Here is a 21,934-nt window from a genome sequence, read left to right on the forward strand (position 1 = left end):
AATGCTAAAATAAAATCAGTAAATTTGTGTATTATGGAAACACGCGAAAAAATCATCATTATAGGAGGAGGATTTGCGGGGCTGCAGCTTGCAAAAACATTGAATAACAAGAACAAAAAGGTCATTGTTCTGGATCGGATGAATCATCATATGTTTCAGCCGCTTTTTTATCAGGTAGCCTCGGGAAGGATTGAACCTTCCAATATCTCTTTCCCTTTCAGAAAGATTTTTCAGCAGTCCAGAAACACACAGTTCCGTATGACAGAGGTGAAAGAAATAGACCCTGCCAGCAATAAAGTAATTACTGATGAGGCAGAATTTACTTATGATAAACTCATCATTGCAACGGGTTGTAAAACTAATTTTTTCGGGAACAAAGATCTGGAAGGAAAAGCTTTCGGAATGAAAAATACTCAGGAAGCCATCAGCATCAGAAATCATGTGTTGACGACCTTTGAAAAACTGATTATTGAAAAAAGCCGAAGCGATGACGGAAACTGGAATATCGTTATCGTAGGAAGCGGACCTACCGGAGTAGAACTGGCTGGTGCTTTTGCCGAAATGAAAAAAGATATCCTTCCAAGAGATTATCCTTACATGAACTTTGACCATCTGAAGATTATCCTGGTAAGTTCAACAGAAAAACCACTCGCTGTAATGAGCAGTGAAGCCCAGGAAAAATCTGAAAAATATCTTAAAGATCTTGGGGTGACTTTTATGAGTGGAGAAGTGGTGACAGATTATGATGGAGATAAAGTACATCTTAGAAGCGGGAAAGAAATTCCTTCCAATAATGTAATCTGGGCGGCAGGAGTTACCGGAAATGTGGTAGGAGGCTTCCCTGAAGAAAAATTAGTAAGAAACAGATATATTGTAGATCGATATAATACAATAAAAGGATACGATAATATTTATGCCATCGGGGATATTGCCTATATGGAAACTCCAAAATATCCACAGGGACACCCGCAGGTAGCAAACGTAGCCATTAATCAGGCAAAAAATTTAGGTAAAAATCTATTAAAGAAAAGTCAGAACGAGTGGGCAGAATATGAATATGATGATAAAGGTTCATTGGCGACCATAGGGAAGCATAGAGCCGTTGTTGATCTGCCATTTATAAAATTTCAGGGATTTCTGGCGTGGTATTTCTGGATGTTTCTCCATTTAATGCTAATTTTGAGCGTTCGAAATAAGCTGGCCATATTCTTCAACTGGATGTGGAGCTATATCAACAAAGATTCTTCTTTAAGATTAATTATTATACCTACTAAGAAAAACGGAACATTACAATGAGAATTGACATAATAAGCGTACTTCCGGAATTGATGGAAAGTCCGTTCAAAACTTCTATTTTGAAACGAGCAATGGATAAAGGGCTGGCAGAAGTACATTTTCACCAACTGAGAGACTGGGCTGTCAATAAGCACAGACAGATTGATGATGAACCTTACGGAGGCGGAGCAGGAATGGTGATGATGATTGAGCCGCTGGATAAATGTATCTCAGAGCTTAAATCCCAAAGAAATTATGATGAGGTAATCTATCTGACACCGGATGGTGTTACTTTAAATCAGAAAATTGCCAATTCACTTTCCATAAAAGAAAATCTGATCTTTCTTTGCGGCCACTATAAAGGAATAGACCAAAGGGTAAGAGATCTTCATATTACAAAAGAAATCTCCATCGGAGATTATGTTCTTACCGGAGGAGAACTGGCAGCCTGCGTGCTTGCGGACTCTGTCATCAGACTGCTTCCTGGAGTTTTAAATGATGAGCAGAGTGCCTTAACGGATAGTTTTCAGGATGATCTTCTTTCACCGCCAATTTATACCAGACCTGAAAGTTATAAAGGATTGGATGTGCCTAAAATTTTACTAAGTGGGAATTCCGGGAAAATTGAAGAATGGCGTCATGAGGAAGCGGTAAGGATTACCAAAGAAAAACGCCCTGATTTGCTATAATCAATTATTGTCGAAACTTGTCGAAACTTGTCAATTCTTATTCACTTTGAATTCCATTTGTTTTGAAGATAAATGGAATAATATTTGTTGTAAATTCAATAAGTGCGAAAAATATTAATATTTCTAATTTTAAATTAAAAATTTATTTCTATTATTCTGATTTTTACGTATTGTCTCAATTTTGATTAATGTGTTAAAACTCCCGAATGATTGAAAAATTAATTTAAAATAGCTGATTTCATTGATATTTTTTATTATATTTGAATCGTTTTTTATTGGAAATTGATTCGTCTTTCTTGAGTTGAATCAAAGGAATTTGAAAAAAAATAATAAATTTACATCTTAGGAAAAAAGAACATAATAAATTAAAAGTATAGAAATTAGTGTAGATGGAACTGTTCTCTTTTTATAATGTTGAAAATTTATTTTTACCCGATCCGAAACCTGTCCACAAATTAGATCCTACGCGGTCAGGATTAAGGAACTGGGATGAAAAAAGATATAATAATAAGCTTTTCAAAATCTCCCATGTATTTCAGTTGATGAAGGAGGATAATGGTGTACTGCCATTTGTAATAGGATTGTCTGAAGTTTCCGGAAGGAAAGTATTGGAAGATCTTGTGGAGATGGAGCCCTTTCATTCGCAATATGGAATTGTACATTACAACTCTATGGACGAAAGAAAAGTGGATGTAGCCATGTTGTATGATAAAAATAAAGTAGAGGTAATAGATTCTGAAACCATTACTTTCTTTTTTGAAATAGTAAATAAAAACACAGGAAATTACGACACAACCAGGGACGTACTTTTTTCAAAAATTAAATATAAAGGGGAAATTATTAATGTCTTTATCGCCCATCTTCCCTCTAAGCGAGAAAAAGATATCAATAAACCTAAAAGAGCCTTTATACTGAATGAAGTCCGGGAACGGATTATGAAAATCGTAGATGCTGATAAGGAGCATGTCATACTGTGTGGTGATTTTAACGAAAACCCGGATGATGAAAATTTAGTGCAGATTCTCTATAACAATGACCGCGAGAAGGTTTTAATGAACCCTTTTCAACAATTGTTTTCTACAAGAAATTATTCTACTTTTCATTATAAATCTGGATTGCTGTATGATCAGATTATTATGTCAAGATCTTTGCTTGATAATAAGACGCTGGCTTTTCAGGATGCCCATATATTCAATTCTGAAAAAATCCGCAGCAGAACCAGAAATTTTGAAGGACGACCTTTCCGAACTTATGCTGGTACAAGGTATTTGGGAGGATATAGTGATCACTTTCCGGTTTTTGTAAAATTTAAAAGTTTACAGTAAAAAACATAAATAATAAAAAAAGTAGAAAATGAAAAATTCGAGCAACACAAGCTATCATTTAGATTCTATTGACAAGGAAATTATCTACATGTTGATGGATAATGCTAAAACTTCTTTAGCCCACATTTCAAAAAATGTTGGAATTTCAACAACTGCAGTGCACCAAAGAATCAAAAAACTCGAACATGCAGGAGTTATTGAAAATTCAATATCATTTCTTAATCCTAAAAAAATAGGGTATAAAGTAATTTCCTACATTGGTGTGTTTCTGGATCAGCCAAGTCATTATCCAGAAGTGGTAAAATCTTTACATGATATTAACGAAGTGGTGGAAGCCCATTACACAACAGGAAATTATACCATATTCCTGAAAGTTCTTTGTAAAGATAATGATCACTTAATGCAGATCCTTAACAAGCTTCAGAAGCTGAAAGGAGTAACAAGAACAGAGACTTTTATATCTTTGGAACAAGGTATTTACAGACAATTGAAAGTATAACGATATGAACATAGCCCAATATTTGGATTCAACCTACCTGAAAACACCGGAACAATCAGGTATTTCCCATGAAGAAACACTTCAAAAAGATAAAGAACTTGCGCAGGAAGCTATTGAGAATGGTATTTTTGCAGTAATGATTCGACCGGATTATGTAGCTGAGATAAGGAAATATATTCAGGAAAGAAATTCAAATGTTGCAGTAGGAACTGTAATAGGTTTTCACGAAGGAACGTATTCTGTTGAAGAGAAGCTTTCCGAAGCCTCAAAAGCAATAGAAGACGGTGCTGATGAATTGGATTTCGTTATTAATTATACAGCTTATCTGCAAGGAAATACAGAGCTGGTAAAAGATGAATTTGTAAAATGTACAAGATTGTCTCTTGAACATCATAAAATAGCAAAATGGATTATTGAAATTGCCGCTTTGACAGATGAACAGATTGCAGATCTTACCAGAAATATTTCTACCTGGGCAGAAGAGAATTTCTCTGAAAATGATTGGTCAAAAATTTTTGTTAAATCTTCAACAGGATTCTACAAAACTTCTGAAGGAAAACCTAACGGAGCAACTTTTGAAGGAATAACAATTATGCTCAACAACGCAGGAAAGCTTCCTGTAAAAGCAGCAGGTGGTGTAAGAACCCCTGAGGATGCTGAGAAAATGATTAAGATGGGAGTGAAAAGAATAGGAACCTCTTCAGCTTTAGCACTGATTAAAAATGAATCTCCGTCAGAAGGATATTAATCTAAGGTTCAAAATAATAAAAAACCATCAGTTTTGCTGATGGTTTTTACATTTATATCTGTGCCTGATATTCTTCGTAGAACTGTTGGGTTTCTTTGATTAAGCTGTTCATTTCTTCCAACGTGAAAACTTCCAAGAATTTTCTTCTGAAGTCCTTGAAGTGAGGGATTCCTCTGAAATAATTACTGTAGTGCTGTCTCATTTCCACCAGACCTAATCTTTCTCCTTTCCATTCAACGCTCCATTCCGCATGCTGGCGAACGGCCAATAAACGGTCTGATATTGTAGGGGCAGGTAAATGCTCTCCTGTTGTAAAGAAATGCTTGATTTCATTAAATATCCACGGATAGCCAATAGCAGCACGTCCGATCATAATACCGTCACATGCATACTTTTGTTTATATTCCAATGCTTTTTCAGCAGAATCAATATCTCCGTTTCCAAAGATTGGGATCTCAATATTAGGGTTTTGTTTAATTCTGGAAATATGTTCCCAGTCTGCTTCACCCTTGTACATCTGGGCACGGGTTCTGGCATGTATAGTAAGAGCTTTGATTCCTGTTTCCTGCAGACGTTCTGCGACTTCATCAATATTAATGCACGTACTGTCCCATCCTAAACGGGTTTTTACCGTTACAGGCAGATGAGTGGAACTTACAACAGCCTTTGTAAGACGAACCATCAGGTCAATATCTTTCAAAACGCCTGCTCCCGCTCCCTTGCAGACAACCTTTTTTACAGGGCATCCAAAATTGATATCTACCAGATCTGGATTTACTGTTTCAACAATTCTTGCGGACATGGCCATAGCTTCTTCGTCTCCACCAAAGATTTGTATACCCACTGGTCTTTCATAATCGAAGATATCAAGCTTTTTACGGCTTTTGATAGCGTCACGAATCAACCCTTCAGAAGAAATAAATTCTGAATACATTAAGTCTGCACCATGCATCTTACACAAACGTCTGAACGGAGGATCACTTACGTCTTCCATCGGAGCCAGCAAAAGTGGAAATTCCGGCAGTTCTATGTTGCCTATTTTTATCATGGTGCAAATTTACGAAATTCTGAAAAAACAATATTTTACTATTTATAATGTGTTTTGTGTTTTGCGTATTCTTGTTTATTTAAGGGATTTTATGATATTTTGTTTAATTTTTATTTAATTTATATGTTTGATTTTCAGTGTTTTTAATATTATGTTGAAAAATATTTCTTATATTTAATACTAATAAAAATTAATAATATGAGAAAAATTCTATTTTGCTTGATGGCAGTTTTTTCTGCATCAAATTTTTATTCACAAGTGAATGTGTCTGCTACGGCAGGCACGGCTACAGGAACCTATACTACGTTAAAGGGAGCATTTGACGCTATTAATGCGGGAACACATCAGGGAGCAATTGCAATCAGTATCACAGCTAATACCACCGAAACGGCAACTGCCAGTCTGAACGCCAGTGGTGGTGCCACAAGTTACACTTCGGTTGCGATAAAACCCGCAGTGGGAGTTACAGCTACTATTTCAGGAGATGTTGCCAGTGCACCTTTAGTGAGAATACAGGGAAGTAATATTACTTTAGATGGAAGTAATGCTGCTTCAGGAACTACAAGAGATCTTACCCTTACCAATACTTCTGTTACAGCACCTCAGGTACTTACATTTATTGCGGCTTCTTCTGCTGCTGCCAATACGAATATTACGGTTAAAAACCTGAATATAGTAAACGGTATCAATACCTCTTCTGCTTTTATAATGTATGATGGAGCTACAACTCCTACAGGGGGCTTCTTTAATAATGTGACGATCCAGAATAATTCTGTGAAGAAAGCCTACATAGGAATTTATTTATTTGCTGCAACAGCTGCAGGTAACGGAGGTAACACTCTGGTGACAGGAAATGATGTGAGTGCCTCCGGAACAGATGCTGTTCGTCTTTGTGGAATTTATGCACAGGGAGCAGACGGAGTAACAGTAAGTAATAATACAATTGGCAATTTTGAAACTACCAATGCTGAGATCAAGAGAGGAGTCTGGTTTGCAACTGCAACTGTAAATTCTTCCATTACTTCAAATACCATTACCAATCTGGGGTATACCGGAACAGGTGCCGGAGGTGCTTCCGGAATAACAGTAACTTCTGGTAATACGGGAGCTTCCGCAGCAGCCAATATTATTGTGAAAGGAAATACAATTTCTAATTTTAACTCCAGTGGAACGGGAACTCTGTTTGCCGGAATTTATGCAGGAGGTACATTAACGAATGGAATGACTATAACCAATAATAAAATCACGGGAATCAAAAATACCAATGTATCCGGATATGGAGCGCAGGGGATATATCTGTCAACAACAAGTCTTACCTCCAATACTTTAGTGGCCAACAATATTGTAAGTGGTGTAGCAGGTTATGGCTATGCAACAACAGGCGGAGTAAATGACAACGGAAACGGAATAGTCATTGCCGCAGGAGGAGGGTATAAAGTATATTATAACACTGTTGTGATGGATGTAAGCCAGACTGTTGCAGGAAGACCGTCTGCTTTAAACATTACGAGCGGAGTAACTGGCGCGGGAGGTATTGATGTGAGAAACAATCTTTTTATCAATACCCAAACCCAGGCAGGAGATAGATATGCTATTTACGCCGGCGCAGCCAGCACGGTTTTTTCTACTATTAATTATAATAATTTTTATTCTTCAGGAACCAATCTCGGGTATATCGGAGGAGCTGCAAAAGCTACCCTTACTGATATCCAGGCAGGATTTGGAGGTAATGTAAATTCTTTGAATGTTCTGCCGGTATTTGTATCAGCAACAGACTTCCATGTGTCTGGTACCGGAAATGCAGCTCTTGATAATAAAGGAACTCCGGTTGTTGAAGTAACATTGGATGCTGATGGTAATACAAGAAATGCTGTAACACCGGATCTCGGAAGTTTTGAATTTACAGCAACGGTATTGGCCGTAAATCAAGCAGCGAAAAAGAATACAGTCAATTTCTATCCAAACCCGGTTGTAGATTACCTTTATATCAATAATGACAGCAGAATCAAAGATGTTGAAGTATATAATGTTTCAGGACAAAGAATTCTTATTGAAACAATCAACGCAGAAAAAGGCTCTGTAGATATGAAACGTGTTCCAGCAGGAATTTACATCGTAAAAGTAAATACCGAAAGAGGCTCACAATCACTTAAAGTTATTAAAAAATAAAAATTAACTAATAACCAATACAAATCCCCAATAGTGATATTGGGGATTTTTTTATTGTAAAAAGGAACTGTTCAACTTAGAAACTTGCCTTTACCTGCATACTTCCAATATGAATGGTCCGGTCACCCGAATTTCTTCCTTCATAATTAAGATTCAGCTGGATAAATGAGTTGATTGCCTGCTGAATAAATACACTCCATACCTGGTTTTTCCCCGGCTTCAAACCATCCAGCATCTGGTTTCCTACAATACTGAAGTTGTTTCCGGTAAAATTGTTGCTGATGAATGAGAAATTTCCACGGATTGATGTTTTTCTGCGCTCCCATTGGATAGTTCCTGTAACATCAAAAGCCTTAAGAAGCTCTTCACCATCCAGTCTTTGTTTTTGACGGAAAGCAGAGGATAGTTCAGCCTGTATAGCATCTGTAAATTTATAAGTGGCCTTGGGCTTTGTTTCAAAATTATTGAGACGATAATCCCTCGTTTTAAATAATTGCGATGAGTTTTGGATATCATGAACTGAATTTTCCCAATCCACTCTGAATTCTTTATTGAACCAGTATCCGATATTCAGGAAATGAGAGGTCTGCTCACGCTCTTCATTACTGAAATTGGCATTGATGAGGTTATCGTTTGTAATAAATCTGTAGTTACCATTCCAGCCTGATTTATCGGTAGGATTGAATTGTACAGAAGCCAGTATATTTTGATTTTTAAGGATCTGATCACTGTTTTTTTCAAAAGGATTCAGCACAAGAACTTTATCCTTTTTATAGAATGAGTTTTGTGAATTCAATGAAATGTTGAAATTCCAACGCTTTAAAAATCCGTTTTCTGAGTTGAAGACAATGGCTGGATTGACAAATAATGCCAGCTGTAATTTATTTTTATTGGAAGGAATATATCTTACGGAATTGGTATACACCCGAATATACTGGGCAAGATCGGAATATTCGGCAATTTCAAATTCGTCAAGCTGCTGGACACCGTCCCCGTTATAATCTGTCCATTTATATACACCCTGTCCGTCTGTTACTTTAATGTATTGGAATTCTCTCTGTGCTTCCTGTCCGTTTCCAAGTTCATAGAAAGCCTGAAGACGCATCCCGTTTCTGAAAAGCTGTTGATTGTAGAGAATATTTCCAACTACGAAGTCATTATTTCGGGTAACGTCACCTTCCGCACCTGAGTAGAAAAATTTTCTGTAGTGGATTAAAGCATTTAACGTAGTTCTTTCCGTTTTGATGATCTGACTTTCTGCCATGAAACCTAAAATATTATTCATATTCTGAAGCCTGTTGTCACGTACAGAGTCATTATCTCTCATGTATACTTTTGCCAATAGCTTGGTTCTTGTACTGTCACCGATCTTTTTTTGCAAAAAGATTTCTTTCCAGCTGAAACTTGTGACATCCATAAGCTGGGTGTCATTGTACTTTTTCTCATTGTGTTCCATGCTTCCTCCAATAGCCCAGCTTCCTTTTTTACCGGTAAATTCTGTTGAAATTCCTCCACGGATAAATTTAGTATCCTGAAGAGTAGCATTGGTACTCAAATAAGATAAGTTCCCTTTGGTAAAGAGTTTTCCGGTGATCCATCCGAAATCAAGGTCGTTTTTAAGTCCTTTATAAGAATCCTGCTCATTCAAATAATTGACACGGTAGTTTAAGGTAGACTTATTATTCCATTTGTTCAGGAAGCTGAAAATAAACCTGTTTTGGGTCTTCTTGTTAAATTCCTGCGTAAGGTTAAAATCTCTGGAGAATTCCACATCATTGATACGGTCAAGAATATGAAATTGTCTGTCTATGTACTGGTATTCAAAGCTTGGAGTTCCCTTCCATGTGTTCTTCGTAAAGCTTTTATTTCCGAAAATACGCCACGCATAGCCCATATTCTGATCAGAATCCTTTGATGAAAATAAATTGACATCATAATTACTCAGGGAAATATCAGCTCCTATTTTTCCTTCATTCAATAAATATTCAGAATTCAGGGAATATACCTGTGATTTCTGAGGTGAAGGAAGCTTTCTTACCGCTCTGTAATCTCCGGCATTAGGACCAACATATTCAAAAACACGTCCGTTGTTGGTGGTCTGTGCTATTTTATAATCTCCCAGATTAGCCCCGAAATAAGTAAAAGAAACCTGGTAAAGTGTTAAGTTAGGATCAGTGGAAAACTCGTAGAAATTCCCGGCAGAGTTTAACTTGTATAAAATTTTATTCACATCATATTCGGTAACAACTCCTGATGGTGCATACATCAGATTAGGGTCATTACCTGCTTCAGCAAGGATTTGTTCATCTTCCTTAGAGAGATTCAAAGAAAGAGGAGCGTTTTTATTGTCATTTTCCATGAACCAGTTTAGGCCCACTTTGAATTTTTCTCTCTGATGCTCAAGCTTTCCGGTAAATAAATATCTGGAATAATTTCTGTTGGCGTAGTTATAAGAAATCGTAATGAAATTCTGCTGGAAAATAGGGCGGAAACTGGTAAAAGTAACCTCACCTGTATTGTAATTAATGATATAATCCTGGTTTTCTCCTCGTTTCATTAAGATACCGTCAATGAAAACCTGCTCAGAACCTGAAATCAATGTGATAAACTGTTCACCGTTTTTACCTGTCAGACGGTAAGGTCCCTGGTTACCTTCAACCCCCTGAAAACGGATTCTATGGAACTCACTTCGTGCAACACCGGCAGAAATATCAATCAATGTTTTGTTTTCCTTTCCAATTTCTGTCTGGAACTGAAGCCCCATACTTCTTCGCTGGTATTTCGCAAAATAATTTTTAGCTTCTACAAGATCAAGGTGTCCGGCTCTGAGAATAGACTTTTCCTTGATGTTAAGCTGCATATAAATTTTATCAAATTCCTCCAAAGTCTGAGTATAACCATCAGCCTGAATAGGAAGGTTATGATCTGAAATACTGGCTAAAATCGTAACATCTTTTGAAAGTCGTCCTGAAATCTGAAGATCCATGGAACTTTGTACAGATTGTCCCTGGTTGTTACCAAAAGTAATCCCACGGATAATAGAACCCTTTGAATTAAGCTCACCTAAGAATCTTTTTTTATCATTTTTTGCAAGTACAGCCTCATCAATAATGATCTTATTGTGTGTTCTTATGAAATCCAGAGTATCTTTTGCAAAGATGTCCTGTTCCAGTCGTGCGGCAAGAATACTATCCCTTTTAATGCTGTCTTCAGGCACGTTGGGGTTTTTCCATGAAAATACCTGAGCATTTCCTGAAAATATGCCTAAGAAGAATAAAACGAATAGGATTATGAAATTCCGCAACTTTTAAAAATAATTCGTAAAAATAATTAAAAAATGTTAACATTAAGGGGTCAACTATAATTAACAAAAACTTAACCTCTTTATTGTCCCCCCAAAAGAAATAGAATGTAGTTTTGTTATCGAAAAGAAATTATTAACAACAAAAAAAATTAAATCATGAAAAAATTTTATTCTCTTTTTGCAACAGTGATGATGGGTGCAGTTGCCTTTGCACAAACAACTTACCTTTGGGATGGTAGTTCTGTAAATCCTATTTCAGGTACAAATGCGAATATTTCAAGTGTAGCATTTGCAGCAACTCAGGGAAATAATAATGGTACTACTAACTTAATTACTACTACATCAGTATCTAGTGGTTATACAGGAGCAAGCGGGTCCAGTAATTTTGGTGCTGCGGCTTTTAAAGATGCTCTTTCTACTGCTGCAAGTACTTATTTTAGTGTAACTGTTACTCCGGTTGCTGGTAATAAGGTAACTTTAAATTCTTTAAATTTAGGATCAAGAGGAACATCTACAGGACCTGGAAAGATTACAGTATACTCCAGCATTGATAATTATGCTACTGCAATAGGAACTGTAAATGTAAATAACAATAGTACATGGACGTTGAATAGCATCACTTTTGCAGGTGCAAATTTAGTAGGAGCAGAATCAGCTCCGGTTACCTTAAGAATCTATGGAAGTGACAGTCCTGGTACAGGAACTCCTTCTCTTGGTACTGCTAACTGGAGAATAGATGATATTTCTTTAATGGTTACTTCGTCTACTGCTTCTCTGGCTGTTATTGATGCTAAAAATACAAAATCAGGGAACTTCGTAAAGAATTCTTTTGTTAAAAGCGATGAGATTGTTTTCGGGTCTGATGTAAAAGACTTAAAAGTTTTCAACATGTCCGGACAGCTTGTAAAAGAAGGTTCTGTGAAACAAAACGGAACTGTGAATATTGCTGAACTGGCAAAAGGAAACTATATCGTTACAGGTACAGTAAACAACCAGCCGGTTTCTCAAAAAGTTCTTAAAGACTAATCTCCTGAGATAAAAATACAAACAGCCGTTTCATTGAAGCGGCTGTTTTTTTATACAACTATTTACTGATTTTTAGATTTTTGTATACTGTTTATTTCTTAATTTGGTGGTATTGTTTTTGATGTTTTTATTACCAATCCATTTCTAAAAATTATGACGATGAAAAAAATCTTTACTCTTGTCGGGCTTGTATCATTAACTGCCTTTGCAAATGCTCAGATTGTAATTAATGAGATTTATGGCGGAAATGCAAATTCAGGTGCCGTATTGAAAAATAATTATATTGTGCTCAAAAACATCGGAACGAATTTGGTTTCTTTGACTGGCGCCAGTATACAATATGCTCCAGCGATAGGAGCTTTTACTGAATATCATACGCTGCCGGATTTTACTTTAGGCCCTGAAGAAACCTATTTGATTCAGGAATCAGCCATTGATGGTGGTGTTGAGAATTTACCGACCCCTGATTTTATTGCAACTACTATTGTCAGTTTTGATGGAACACCCAACAAATCTTCCGGATTGAGAATTTCCAGTGTGTCTGGAAAAGTTGCTTTAGCTGGAAATATAGTTCAGGTTACCGGACCATCGGCATCTAATGTCCTGGATTTTGTAGGATATGGGTCAAATGCAGATCAGTTTAAAGGAGATGGGCCAGCTCCTTCTCCCACTACAACCACAGCTATAAAAAGAACATTAGTAGACAGTAATGATAATGGGGCTGACTTTTCCCTGGAAGGCAGTGTGAAGTCCGGTTTTGTGCAGAATCCTTTTATAAAGGATAGTAAAATTGTCTTCGGAACTGAAGTGAAAGATGTAAAAATCTACGATACCTACAGACAGATTGTAAAAAAATCACCCACAAAATTAGCATCAACTCTTGATATTGCCGAGCTTCCCAAAGGAACTTATATTGTGACAGGAACCATTAACAATATTCCGATCTCACAGAAAATTATAAAAGATTAGTTTTAATAAAAAGAGTTTATTTTCAAAGTCAGGTAATTGGACTTTGTCATTCTGAATGGAATGCAATGTAGTGAAGAATCTCATATGCTTGGCTATTCATAAGATTCTTCCTTCGTCAGAATGACACTTTTGAGGTCTTTTTTTCTTTTTTTGTTATCCAAAGGCTTAATACCAGCCTCTTCTTGCTGCATTGATGATGGAACCAAGATTAAGAATCAAGGTATATCGGATACGCTTTCCATAATCTTTAAATGAAGGCTCAAAGCCTAAAGAAGATTGTATCGGGAAATAAACTTCCAGAAAATCCGGGATAATTCTTACTTTAACTCCGGTATCCCATATGAATTTGGCGGGAAGGTCTTTATTTTTATAAACTCCGGCATCTGCATACACATGGAAAATTTTCCATACACTTGAATCTACATTGGCAGAAGTGATCCATTGGTTTACCGTTCCCGGAAGGAATGATTTGAAACCACCATCAGCTAATATAAACTGTTGTGAAAGGAGACCACTGCTGGCACTTTCTCCCAAAAGATTATAAGAGAAAGAGTAGTTGGAAACCCTCGAAATTCCATAATCGAAAAGGTTGTTTCTTGTATTATTTCTTAAGAAGTATCCGGCAAATAAACGTAAACTTAGCTTTTGTTTAGGAGCAAATTCCCATCTATAGAAACCTTCAGCTGTTATTTTGTTAAAATCCTCCATTCCCTGCGTACTCAGACTAAAACTTTTTTCATGGATCATCTGGCTGTCACTATATCCATATCCGACCGTCCAGACATTGTATTTGCTGTAGTCGTTATTGGCAATCATTTTAGGGCTCAGATCTCTTTCAAAATAATTATAGGAAACCCCGATGCTTCTGCTCACGGTACTTCTGGGGTTTTTTCTGAAGTTGATAGAGGTAGCTATTGAACTCTTTCTGTAGGCCAATCCATAATCGTAATGGAAATAAGAACCGGAAACACCAAAGGTTAAACTTCGGATAATACTTTCGGCAGGCAGAATAGAGTAGGAAATAGCTCCTGAACCTGTCAGCTTTCCTGTTCCGGTACTGTAGGTTGGCGTGACTGAATACAGGAATTTCTGATCAAATAAAGATTGGTTTTTTAAGTTAATTCCCAAAAGAAATTTATCATACGTATTGTTGAAACGTACTCTTGGCGTGATATAAATTTCGTTGTATTCGGGATTTGGAATGTCTTTTATTAATTTAAGTTTAATTTTTTTTGCATTGGAAAATATTCCTTTTGCATATAGGAAATTATCCCTGTAATTTGACTCAGGGAAGGTATATCCGCTGTTTAATGTAACTTTATAGATGTTATCAGAAGCCGGAAGTGACAGATTGGTAATGCGTTCATTTTCTTCAGTATCTATCCAATATACCTTTTTTTCTCCTTCTCTGGTCTCGGTTTCAAGCTTTACAGGAATGGAAATATCTGTATTTTTTGTAATCTTTATTTCTAAGGAATCGTTGCTTTTTCTAATGTTTTTTAACTTGAAATCAACCCTGTTTTTCTGTTTTAAAAAGTTTGAAAGATAGGCAGATGATTTATTTTTCTCAGAAAGAGAAGTCAGGAAATTTTCAGGATTAATTTTTTTTCCGCTATTCTGAGAAATATAATCTTTTAGAATATCATTGAAGTTGTCATACCCCATTTTATCCGCCGAATAATTAAAAAGACTTCCGGTTTCAAAACTACTGACAGCCATGTCATTAAAATTACTTAAAACAGGAAAATGCTCATTAATCTTCTGATCAAGATTTTGCAGCATGATATATTGATAAGAAAGTCCGTAACGATCCAGAAGTTTTACTTTAGAGGCATGGAAAAATTTTAAAGGCTTAATTCCAAATACTCTGGTTTCAGGAAGTGTTCCTAAAAGTTTTGTGTCAGCATAGAATTTTTTCAGATACTGAATTTCCAGGTAAGATTTTAAACCGTTTTTGAACCAATGGTCTTTTTCTTTATCAGCAATAACGTTTTCATCAAGAATTTTCTTGGCGATGATTCCAAAATAATCCAGATCTGTTTTTTCAGCATTCGTAAATAGCTGAAATCTGAATTTCCAGAAAGTAATATCATTATTTCCGAAAAAGTCTTCTTTAGCTCTGAATTTATCAGAAATAAAAATGCTTTTCGGAAGAATACCGATTCTTTCTTTCAGGAATTTTAATTGTAAAGGAAGATAAAACTCCAGATTTTGTTTTTCTTCGGGTTTCAGATTATAACCAAACTTAATTTCTGTTTCAGCTCCGTCAACATTAGTTTTTATTGAAGGATACCCGGTTGTCGAAATCAAAAACTCAGGGTCTGAATCCAGATATCCTTTGAATGAGTTCATTTGAACCTGAGGAAGATTACCTTCCACAAAATTATTTACGGGAATATCAAAGTTTACAGTCCAGAAAGTATTGAAACTTACAGGTTCTTCAATATCGTGATAGTTTCTTTCGGAAATATTGTCCGGATCAAAATGATCCGGAACAATAAAGAAATATTTTAATACCGTATTCTGAGCGGATGTTCCGTATCCCGTAAAGGTTTTATCGGGAAGCTGCATCCGGTATTGCAGTTGTAAAGTGACGCTTTCGCCAGGTTTTAATACATTTTTCAGAGGAATAAAAAGATTTTCATCTGAGATTGTATTGACGGGAATAACTTCATTGTCAGAATTCTTAACATTCAGTTCAAGAAGTTTTCCCAATTGATTGCTTTTCGCAAAATGCAAATCAGTATTTCTGTCTTCCAGTTTTCTGTAGACTAAAGACGTTCCGCGTCTGTTGTAAGCGGAAACCCAATTCAGGAGTTTTACGGTCTGCAGGTCTTTTTCAGAATGATTGTAATAAACAATTTCCTGACTGATCTCAAGGTTCTTTTTGTCAGGAGACAGTTTAGCTTCAATATAGATGCTGTCTTTCTGTGCAGAAACCTGTGTGGCTCCCCAGAACAAAATAAGGCAAATGCTGATCTTTTTCAAATATTCGTGATAAAGCCCAAATATAACTTATTTTGTAAATACTTTATAGGATTTTAACCCTGAATTGCTTTTTTTTCCAAAGAATTAATATACGCGTTCCAACCCTCTGTCTTATAAGTGATCGCAGCTGCTTCAGGATTATCAGATTTGTAGATTCCTCTTCCTACGATGATAAAATCTGTATGCAGCGTTTTGAAAACATGTTCCGGTGTATTATACTGTTGTCCTTTACCATCACCAGAATCTGCAAGATTAACTCCCGGAGTGAATAATAAAAGGTCTTCCGGAATTTTGTTCTGAGATACTCCACCAATTACATTAGGATGAGATAAAGCTACTTTTAAAGCTTCTTCACGATAGCTTGCAGTAGTCAGAGCTCCTTTTGAAGACATTCCTACAATAGCAACTACTCCTACATTGTGGAAGCAGTCTAATGATTCAAAACCTCCGATAACCTGAGACGTTACGAAATCTGCCCAATTTGTAATTTTGAAAACCCCGCTTGTGAACTGAAGCTCCTGTGTGTTTCCGATATCAGCAAATTTTCTGTCTTCCATCAGTAAGAACTGGTGTTTTGTTGCAATAGCTTTTAAAGGAGTGATTGTTTTTTCGTAATCAAAATCAGAAATAATATCGATGTGTGTTTTTAAAGCAATGATGTGAGGTCCTACTTTTTCGGCAAACTCAAGTAACTCCTGAGTGGTAGTAACATCTGCAGAAGCAATAAGATTTGATTTTTTTGCTAAAGCTGTTTCCAGTAATTTTTTTGAAACTGAGTGTTGCGTAGTCTGAAGTTTCTGTTCGTAAGAAGATCTTGTTTCTTCTTCAAACTGAATATGATTCCCCTGAAGAAAGTCCTGGATTCTTTTTACCTCTTCATCAGACAGTTCACCGGTTTCCTGAAGAATATTACAAACTTCCGAAATGTTGAAAAGAGTGTGTACTCTGTATCCTTTGCTTTCCAATAGCTGTTTCCCGCCTTGTTCTCTGTCCAATACCACTACAATATCAGAAACTTTAAGGTCTTCCTGCTCTATTTCAGGAATGGTTTCCAGCAAAGATTTTCCTGAAGTGATTACATCTTCTACCAAAAGACAGTTTTGTCCTTTCTGATAAATTCCTTCAATCAGTTTTTTTGTCCCGTAGCTTTTCGCTTCTTTTCTTTTAATAATTAATGGAATATAGCTTTCCAGAGACATTGCAGTCGCCATAGGAAGAGCAGCATAAGGAACTCCACAGATTAAATCAAAATTATCCAATGGAAGCATTTCCAATAAATAATTAGCAAGATTTTTTAAAATTTTAGGATCTGAAGCCAAAGGTCTTAAGTCTACATAAAAAGGACTTTCAATACCACTTTTCAGGGTAAACCTTCCGAATTTAATGATTCCTAGTTTGTAGCACTCTAAGAAGAATTCTTTTTTACTTTCCATTATTTTTTATTAGATATTGCAAATTTAAGGAATTGAAATAAGGCTTAAAAATTTATCGTTCATTTGTAAATAAAAAACCACCCCGGATTTACCGGGATGGTGTGAAAAATATAATAAACTATTATTTTACGATTTCAGCATCAATCACTTGAGCTCCGCTGTATTTTTGCTGGGCTTCCCATAATAAAAACTTGTCGACCTCTTTAATGAGCTTAGGAATGGTAAGTGACAATACTGCCAGGTCATCCATGACTCCAAGTACCGGTATAACAAATTCAGGAAGCAGGTCAATAGGAGAGAGCACATATAAAATTCCCAGTAAAGGAAGAATAATGTCTATGGATTTCATAGGATAGGCTCCTTTTCTCCACATTTTGACCATTCTGAAAATATCAGGGATCTTTTTTATAAAGCCCTTGTGACTGATGGCTTCTTTTGCAAGATTTAATTTTGAATATTTCATTTTTGTGTTAGGATTTAATAAATTTTTCAACATTGTAAATTTCACAAATCCTGTACCAACAAATTATAAAATTTAGTTAAAAATTTATTTGATAATATTGTCAATGAACTGATGCACAGTCTCTGTGTCCCAATCTTTTGTAGCATCTTCCTTGATAAGGATTCTTCCATGCTTATCCAGCAGGAAAGTCGTAGGAAAAACTTTAGGAAGAATTTTCTCAGAAATAGGGCTTTGAGCAATATATACAGGAACAGTGTAATTATTTTCCTTTAAAAATTTTCTTATATCATCCTCTTTGTCATTCATTGCAATCAATACGAAATCTACATGATCTTTTCTGGTATCATACAGTTTCTGAATAGATGGCCATTCTTTTCTGCATGGCGGGCACCAGGTTCCCCAGAAGTTCAGGAAAATCCCTTTATCTTTAAAGTTTTTAAGATTCGTACTCGGAGCATTGATTCCTTTAAGTTCTATATCGTAATCCTCTTCACTGATATGTACAGCATTTTCAATAGTTGCAACAGGTAAGAACGTATCTTTTAGAAAATTCCTTATTCCCGGTACAAAGGCAACAACACCGATGATGGCGATTAATACAAGATAAATGACGTTTTTTTTCATATCTGGTGTTTATAGAAGATCTAAAATTTCCTGAACAGCATCTTTTCCTCTGTTCTTGGCATAATATATCTGCAGATCATTATAGAACATATCTTTTGTGTATGCTTCAGGATCAGCTTTATATTTCATCAACAGTTCATACCCGTATTTCGGACGAGGGCCCCATGAATTTTTTACATTCAGGTCTTTATCAAGAATAAGAACCTTAGGAATAGATTCCGTGCCATTGGTCAGAAACTGGTTGATTAAACTTTTATCACTGTCTCTTAGAAAAACTCTTACTTCATTATGACCTTCAAAAAATCTGAATAATGCAGGTACTGTTGCACTTGCATCACCACACCAGGCCTCAGAAATGATTAAAATCTTTCCGTCAAAGTTTTTGGCAGCAAGTTCTTTCAGCTGATCTTCATCCGGAACGTATTTTTTTACCGTTCGGTCCATTCTCTGAAGACCCAGCTCATAATATTGTTTATATTCAGCTTCCTGTTGGTTAGCAGGATTCTCTAATCTTTCTTTTGCAATCTGAAGGTATTCCTCAAAAGAAATTCCTTTATCCCAGTAATTTTTCATTACCAAAAATATTTTATGTTAAAAATTATTGATATTTCTTGTTTTGTTGATCAGAAAAAGGTCTGCCAATACAAATGCAGCAAGGCTTTCCACTACCGGAACTGCTCTCGGAACTACACAAGGATCGTGGCGCCCTTTTCCTTCTACGATTACAGGATTTCCATCTTTATCAATACTGTCCTGAGGTCTCAGAATAGTTGCCACAGGTTTGAATGCCACACGGAAATAAATATCCATTCCGTTGGAAATTCCGCCCTGGATACCTCCTGAAAGGTTAGACTTTGTAGTAAAATCTGTATTGAAAGCATCATTATGCTCTTTTCCTGTCATTTTGGCTCCGCAGAAACCGCTTCCATATTCAAAACCTTTGCAGGCATTGATATTCAGCATAGCTTTTGCAAGTTCAGCCTGAAGTTTTGAAAATATAGGTTCACCAATTCCTACGGGAACATTTTTAATCACACATGTAATTGTTCCACCAATGGTATTTCCTTCTTTTTTGATCTCTTTGATTCTTGAAATCATCTTTTCAGCTGTTTCAGCATCAGGACAACGAACATCATTGCTTTCCGTTTGAGAAAAATCTAAGGCCTGATAAGGCTTTTCACAGAAAATATCACCTACGGAAGACACGTAAGCGTTGATTTCAATGTCTGATAAAAGCTGTTTGGCAAGAGCTCCGGCAACTACCCAGTTCATGGTTTCCCTTGCAGAAGATTTTCCGCCGCCACGATGATCTCTGAAACCAAATTTCTGGTCATAAGTAAAATCCGCATGGCTTGGACGATATGCGCCTGCTATATGATCATAATCTTTCGATTTCTGATTTTCGTTTTCAATGATAAAACCAATTGGGGTACCTGTTGTTTTGCCATCAAAGATTCCTGAAAGAAACTTTACTGTGTCACTTTCTTTTCTTTGAGTAACAATTGCTGACTGGCCAGGTTTTCTTCGGTTCAGTTCGTATTGAACCTTATCGAGATCTACCGTTAAACCTGCCGGGAAATTATTGATGATACCGCCATAAGCCACTCCGTGACTTTCTCCAAATGTTGTAAGACTAAGAAGATTACCTAATGTGTTGAACATAGTACAAAATTACCTTTTTTTCTTCAGATAATAAAGTTTCTGGATTTGTTCTATTTATCGGTGTTTTTGATATTATTGATAACCTTTTGGGCTTCCTTTTTTTCTTCCGGAGTCATTTTTTTCCAGATAAACCCTTTTTTCAGATCATTTTTGTCTGATAGCTGAGGGAAAATACCTGCTTTTACATCATCAAAAATATAGAATGGGGTAACCGCTGGAACTGGAGTATCAAAACTGTAAGGATAGTTGTGGGAAACATTGAATTTAAAATTCCCGATTTTAAATGTATTAAACTGACGATATTCGTAGGCTGAAGGCTTGTAAAGCTGTTTCTTTTCAAATCCTGTCATAAAACTTCCTACTCTGAAGCTCGGAATGTATTTTTGTATTAATGCCGGAAAAGATAGCATGGAAACGAAAAATAAACTGAGAACAGAAAAAACAATAATAGATTTCTTCTGGTTGAAATATTCATAAAACAGAACAAAAAATACCACAAAGAAAACATCGATGAAAAATCTGTATTGGGCAGAAAATGTAAGGACCAATATACTTTTTATCAATAATGAAATGCAGATCAGCGTGATGAGTTTTCTTTTTTTGATCCAGGCAAATACAGAAAAAACAGCTAAACTCAGGACAAAAAGAATATTAATTTTTGATTTGATTCCTTCCAGAAAAAGCCAGTTTTTAATATAATCTGCTGTAGAAAATTTTTGAATTTCTTCATAGGTGTACTGCATGTCATAGGTTTTCATGATTGCAAATTGTGACGAAATTTTTAAAACCTCGGGATTGGGTTTCCAGGATACTCCCAGATCACCTATTGCTACAGGAAAAACTGGAAAACCGAATGTCCATATGTTTTTAATAAAGAAAAGAAAGAGAATCAGAATCCCTAAAAATAATGACTTGAAATTGTTTTTAAAAATAAAAACTGAATGTAAGAATACCAATATAGGCAGCCATATCATCGTAGGTTTTATAGAGAAAACAAAAACAGAAAAGGCAAAAAGAAGAGTCGTATTTTTGTTTCCGGCTATGAGCTCATTTAAAATAATCAGTGAAAAAATAATGACAGGAAGATCCGGGCTTGGAGACTGCGAAAACAGTAATAAGACCGGTAGGAAACAAAGATGTATCCAGTTTTTTCTTTCGATGATATAAATGGTGTAGATGATGAGTAATACAGTATTGATTCTTAAAAACGGATCAGAAAAATTGGAAAATCCGGCCTGAAAAATATGCCAGACAGACATTTGCCCCAACGTAAGATCTACGTTTGAAATTCCCTTTGCCAGTCCATATTCTGCAAGCCATTGAAGGGTAGGGATGTAATAGCCAAAATGATCCAATATATAAGGATAATAAGAACCCGCGAGCATAATAACAAGAGTGGTAGCACTAAAGAGTATAAAATCTTTCTTTGAAAATTGATAAAACTCCTCATAGAGCTGATATCTAAAGAAAAAGAATAATCCCAATAGTATTGAAACTGTTTCTGCATAGATATTCAAAGGGATGAAAAAAGAAATAAATGTCCATATCAGGCTTATTCCCAGGATTCCGGATAGAATTTTTCCCGAGATTCCCTGAAATAGAATCCCGGATACATTTTCCATGATTTTCCCCCAGCCTATTAAGACAGGAATGATGAAAATTGAAGAAAGCAGGATCAATAGCATAAAAAAAGATTGCTTAAAAATAAGCAA

17 protein-coding genes are annotated in these 21,934 nt (G+C 36.0%); 8 read left to right on the forward strand and 9 right to left on the reverse strand.

The features are described 5' to 3' along the window. Positions 1-33 precede the first annotated feature (33 nt). The 5 genes from ACLMCG_RS14745 (at position 34) to deoC (ending at position 4,536) form a co-directional block, all read left to right on the forward strand. A complete protein-coding gene (locus tag ACLMCG_RS14745; RefSeq protein ID WP_223599862.1) occupies positions 34-1,296 on the forward strand; it encodes an NAD(P)/FAD-dependent oxidoreductase in 1,263 nt (420 codons plus the stop codon). Continuing rightward, on the forward strand, positions 1,293-1,964 hold the full coding sequence (gene trmD / locus ACLMCG_RS14750) for a tRNA (guanosine(37)-N1)-methyltransferase TrmD (protein ID WP_413960080.1): 672 nt from the start codon (positions 1,293-1,295) through the stop codon (positions 1,962-1,964). Before ACLMCG_RS14745 ends, trmD begins: the two co-directional genes overlap by 4 nt. 389 nt (positions 1,965-2,353) lie before the next feature. Next, complete coding sequence (locus ACLMCG_RS14755; protein ID WP_223599864.1) at positions 2,354-3,289, forward strand: endonuclease/exonuclease/phosphatase family protein; 936 nt, start codon at positions 2,354-2,356, stop codon at positions 3,287-3,289. Positions 3,290-3,317: 28 nt separating this feature from the next. Next, positions 3,318-3,788 carry an Lrp/AsnC ligand binding domain-containing protein gene (locus ACLMCG_RS14760; RefSeq protein WP_047379047.1) on the forward strand — a complete coding sequence of 157 codons (471 nt, stop codon included), beginning with the start codon at positions 3,318-3,320 and terminating at the stop codon, positions 3,786-3,788. Between the two features lie 4 nt (positions 3,789-3,792). Continuing rightward, a complete protein-coding gene (gene deoC, locus ACLMCG_RS14765) occupies positions 3,793-4,536 on the forward strand; it encodes a deoxyribose-phosphate aldolase (RefSeq protein ID WP_413960079.1) in 744 nt (247 codons plus the stop codon). A 52-nt stretch (positions 4,537-4,588) separates the two neighbouring features. Here the strand turns inward: deoC and dusB are convergent, their stop codons facing one another. Continuing rightward, positions 4,589-5,584, reverse strand: coding sequence for a tRNA dihydrouridine synthase DusB (gene dusB, locus ACLMCG_RS14770; RefSeq protein ID WP_223599866.1), 996 nt, complete (start codon positions 5,582-5,584; stop codon positions 4,589-4,591). A 198-nt stretch (positions 5,585-5,782) separates the two neighbouring features. Here dusB and ACLMCG_RS14775 point away from each other — a divergent pair, with 198 nt between their 5' ends. Then, positions 5,783-7,753 carry a T9SS type A sorting domain-containing protein gene (locus ACLMCG_RS14775; RefSeq protein WP_413960078.1) on the forward strand — a complete coding sequence of 657 codons (1,971 nt, stop codon included), beginning with the start codon at positions 5,783-5,785 and terminating at the stop codon, positions 7,751-7,753. Positions 7,754-7,829: 76 nt separating this feature from the next. Here the strand turns inward: ACLMCG_RS14775 and ACLMCG_RS14780 are convergent, their stop codons facing one another. Next, entirely contained in the window at positions 7,830-11,057 is a 3,228-nt protein-coding gene (locus ACLMCG_RS14780; protein ID WP_413960077.1) for a hypothetical protein, read from the reverse strand. Between the two features lie 156 nt (positions 11,058-11,213). Here ACLMCG_RS14780 and ACLMCG_RS14785 point away from each other — a divergent pair, with 156 nt between their 5' ends. Next, positions 11,214-12,083, forward strand: coding sequence for a T9SS type A sorting domain-containing protein (locus ACLMCG_RS14785; RefSeq protein ID WP_413960076.1), 870 nt, complete (start codon positions 11,214-11,216; stop codon positions 12,081-12,083). Positions 12,084-12,242: 159 nt separating this feature from the next. Beyond that, a complete protein-coding gene (locus ACLMCG_RS14790) occupies positions 12,243-13,052 on the forward strand; it encodes a T9SS type A sorting domain-containing protein (protein WP_413960075.1) in 810 nt (269 codons plus the stop codon). 165 nt (positions 13,053-13,217) lie between these two features. On the opposite strand, the gene ACLMCG_RS14795 is transcribed toward ACLMCG_RS14790, so the two are convergent. The 7 genes from ACLMCG_RS14795 to ACLMCG_RS14825 all read right to left on the reverse strand — a co-directional run bounded on the left by ACLMCG_RS14795 (position 13,218) and on the right by ACLMCG_RS14825 (position 21,907). Beyond that, positions 13,218-16,040 (reverse strand): aminopeptidase, encoded by a 2,823-nt coding sequence (locus ACLMCG_RS14795; RefSeq protein WP_413960074.1) that lies wholly within the window; start codon positions 16,038-16,040, stop codon positions 13,218-13,220. A gap of 53 nt (positions 16,041-16,093) precedes the next feature. Further along, positions 16,094-17,473: an orotidine-5'-phosphate decarboxylase gene (gene pyrF, locus ACLMCG_RS14800; protein WP_223599872.1), complete on the reverse strand. Its 1,380-nt coding sequence runs from the start codon at positions 17,471-17,473 to the stop codon at positions 16,094-16,096. Between the two features lie 121 nt (positions 17,474-17,594). After that, entirely contained in the window at positions 17,595-17,936 is a 342-nt protein-coding gene (locus tag ACLMCG_RS14805; protein ID WP_223599873.1) for a YkvA family protein, read from the reverse strand. 84 nt (positions 17,937-18,020) lie between these two features. Continuing rightward, the gene (locus tag ACLMCG_RS14810; RefSeq protein WP_413960073.1) at positions 18,021-18,560 is read right to left on the reverse strand and encodes a TlpA family protein disulfide reductase; all 540 of its coding nucleotides are present in this window, start codon (positions 18,558-18,560) and stop codon (positions 18,021-18,023) included. A gap of 9 nt (positions 18,561-18,569) precedes the next feature. Further along, the gene (locus ACLMCG_RS14815; protein WP_413960072.1) at positions 18,570-19,133 is read right to left on the reverse strand and encodes a thioredoxin family protein; all 564 of its coding nucleotides are present in this window, start codon (positions 19,131-19,133) and stop codon (positions 18,570-18,572) included. Between the two features lie 18 nt (positions 19,134-19,151). Beyond that, positions 19,152-20,222: a chorismate synthase gene (gene aroC, locus ACLMCG_RS14820; protein ID WP_142717824.1), complete on the reverse strand. Its 1,071-nt coding sequence runs from the start codon at positions 20,220-20,222 to the stop codon at positions 19,152-19,154. Between the two features lie 50 nt (positions 20,223-20,272). After that, on the reverse strand, positions 20,273-21,907 hold the full coding sequence (locus tag ACLMCG_RS14825) for an LIC_10190 family membrane protein (protein WP_413960071.1): 1,635 nt from the start codon (positions 21,905-21,907) through the stop codon (positions 20,273-20,275). Between the last annotated feature and the right edge of the window lie 27 nt (positions 21,908-21,934).

It is taken from the genome of Chryseobacterium sp. S90 (assembly GCF_047444895.1).
GTDB lineage: Bacteria > Bacteroidota > Bacteroidia > Flavobacteriales > Weeksellaceae > Chryseobacterium.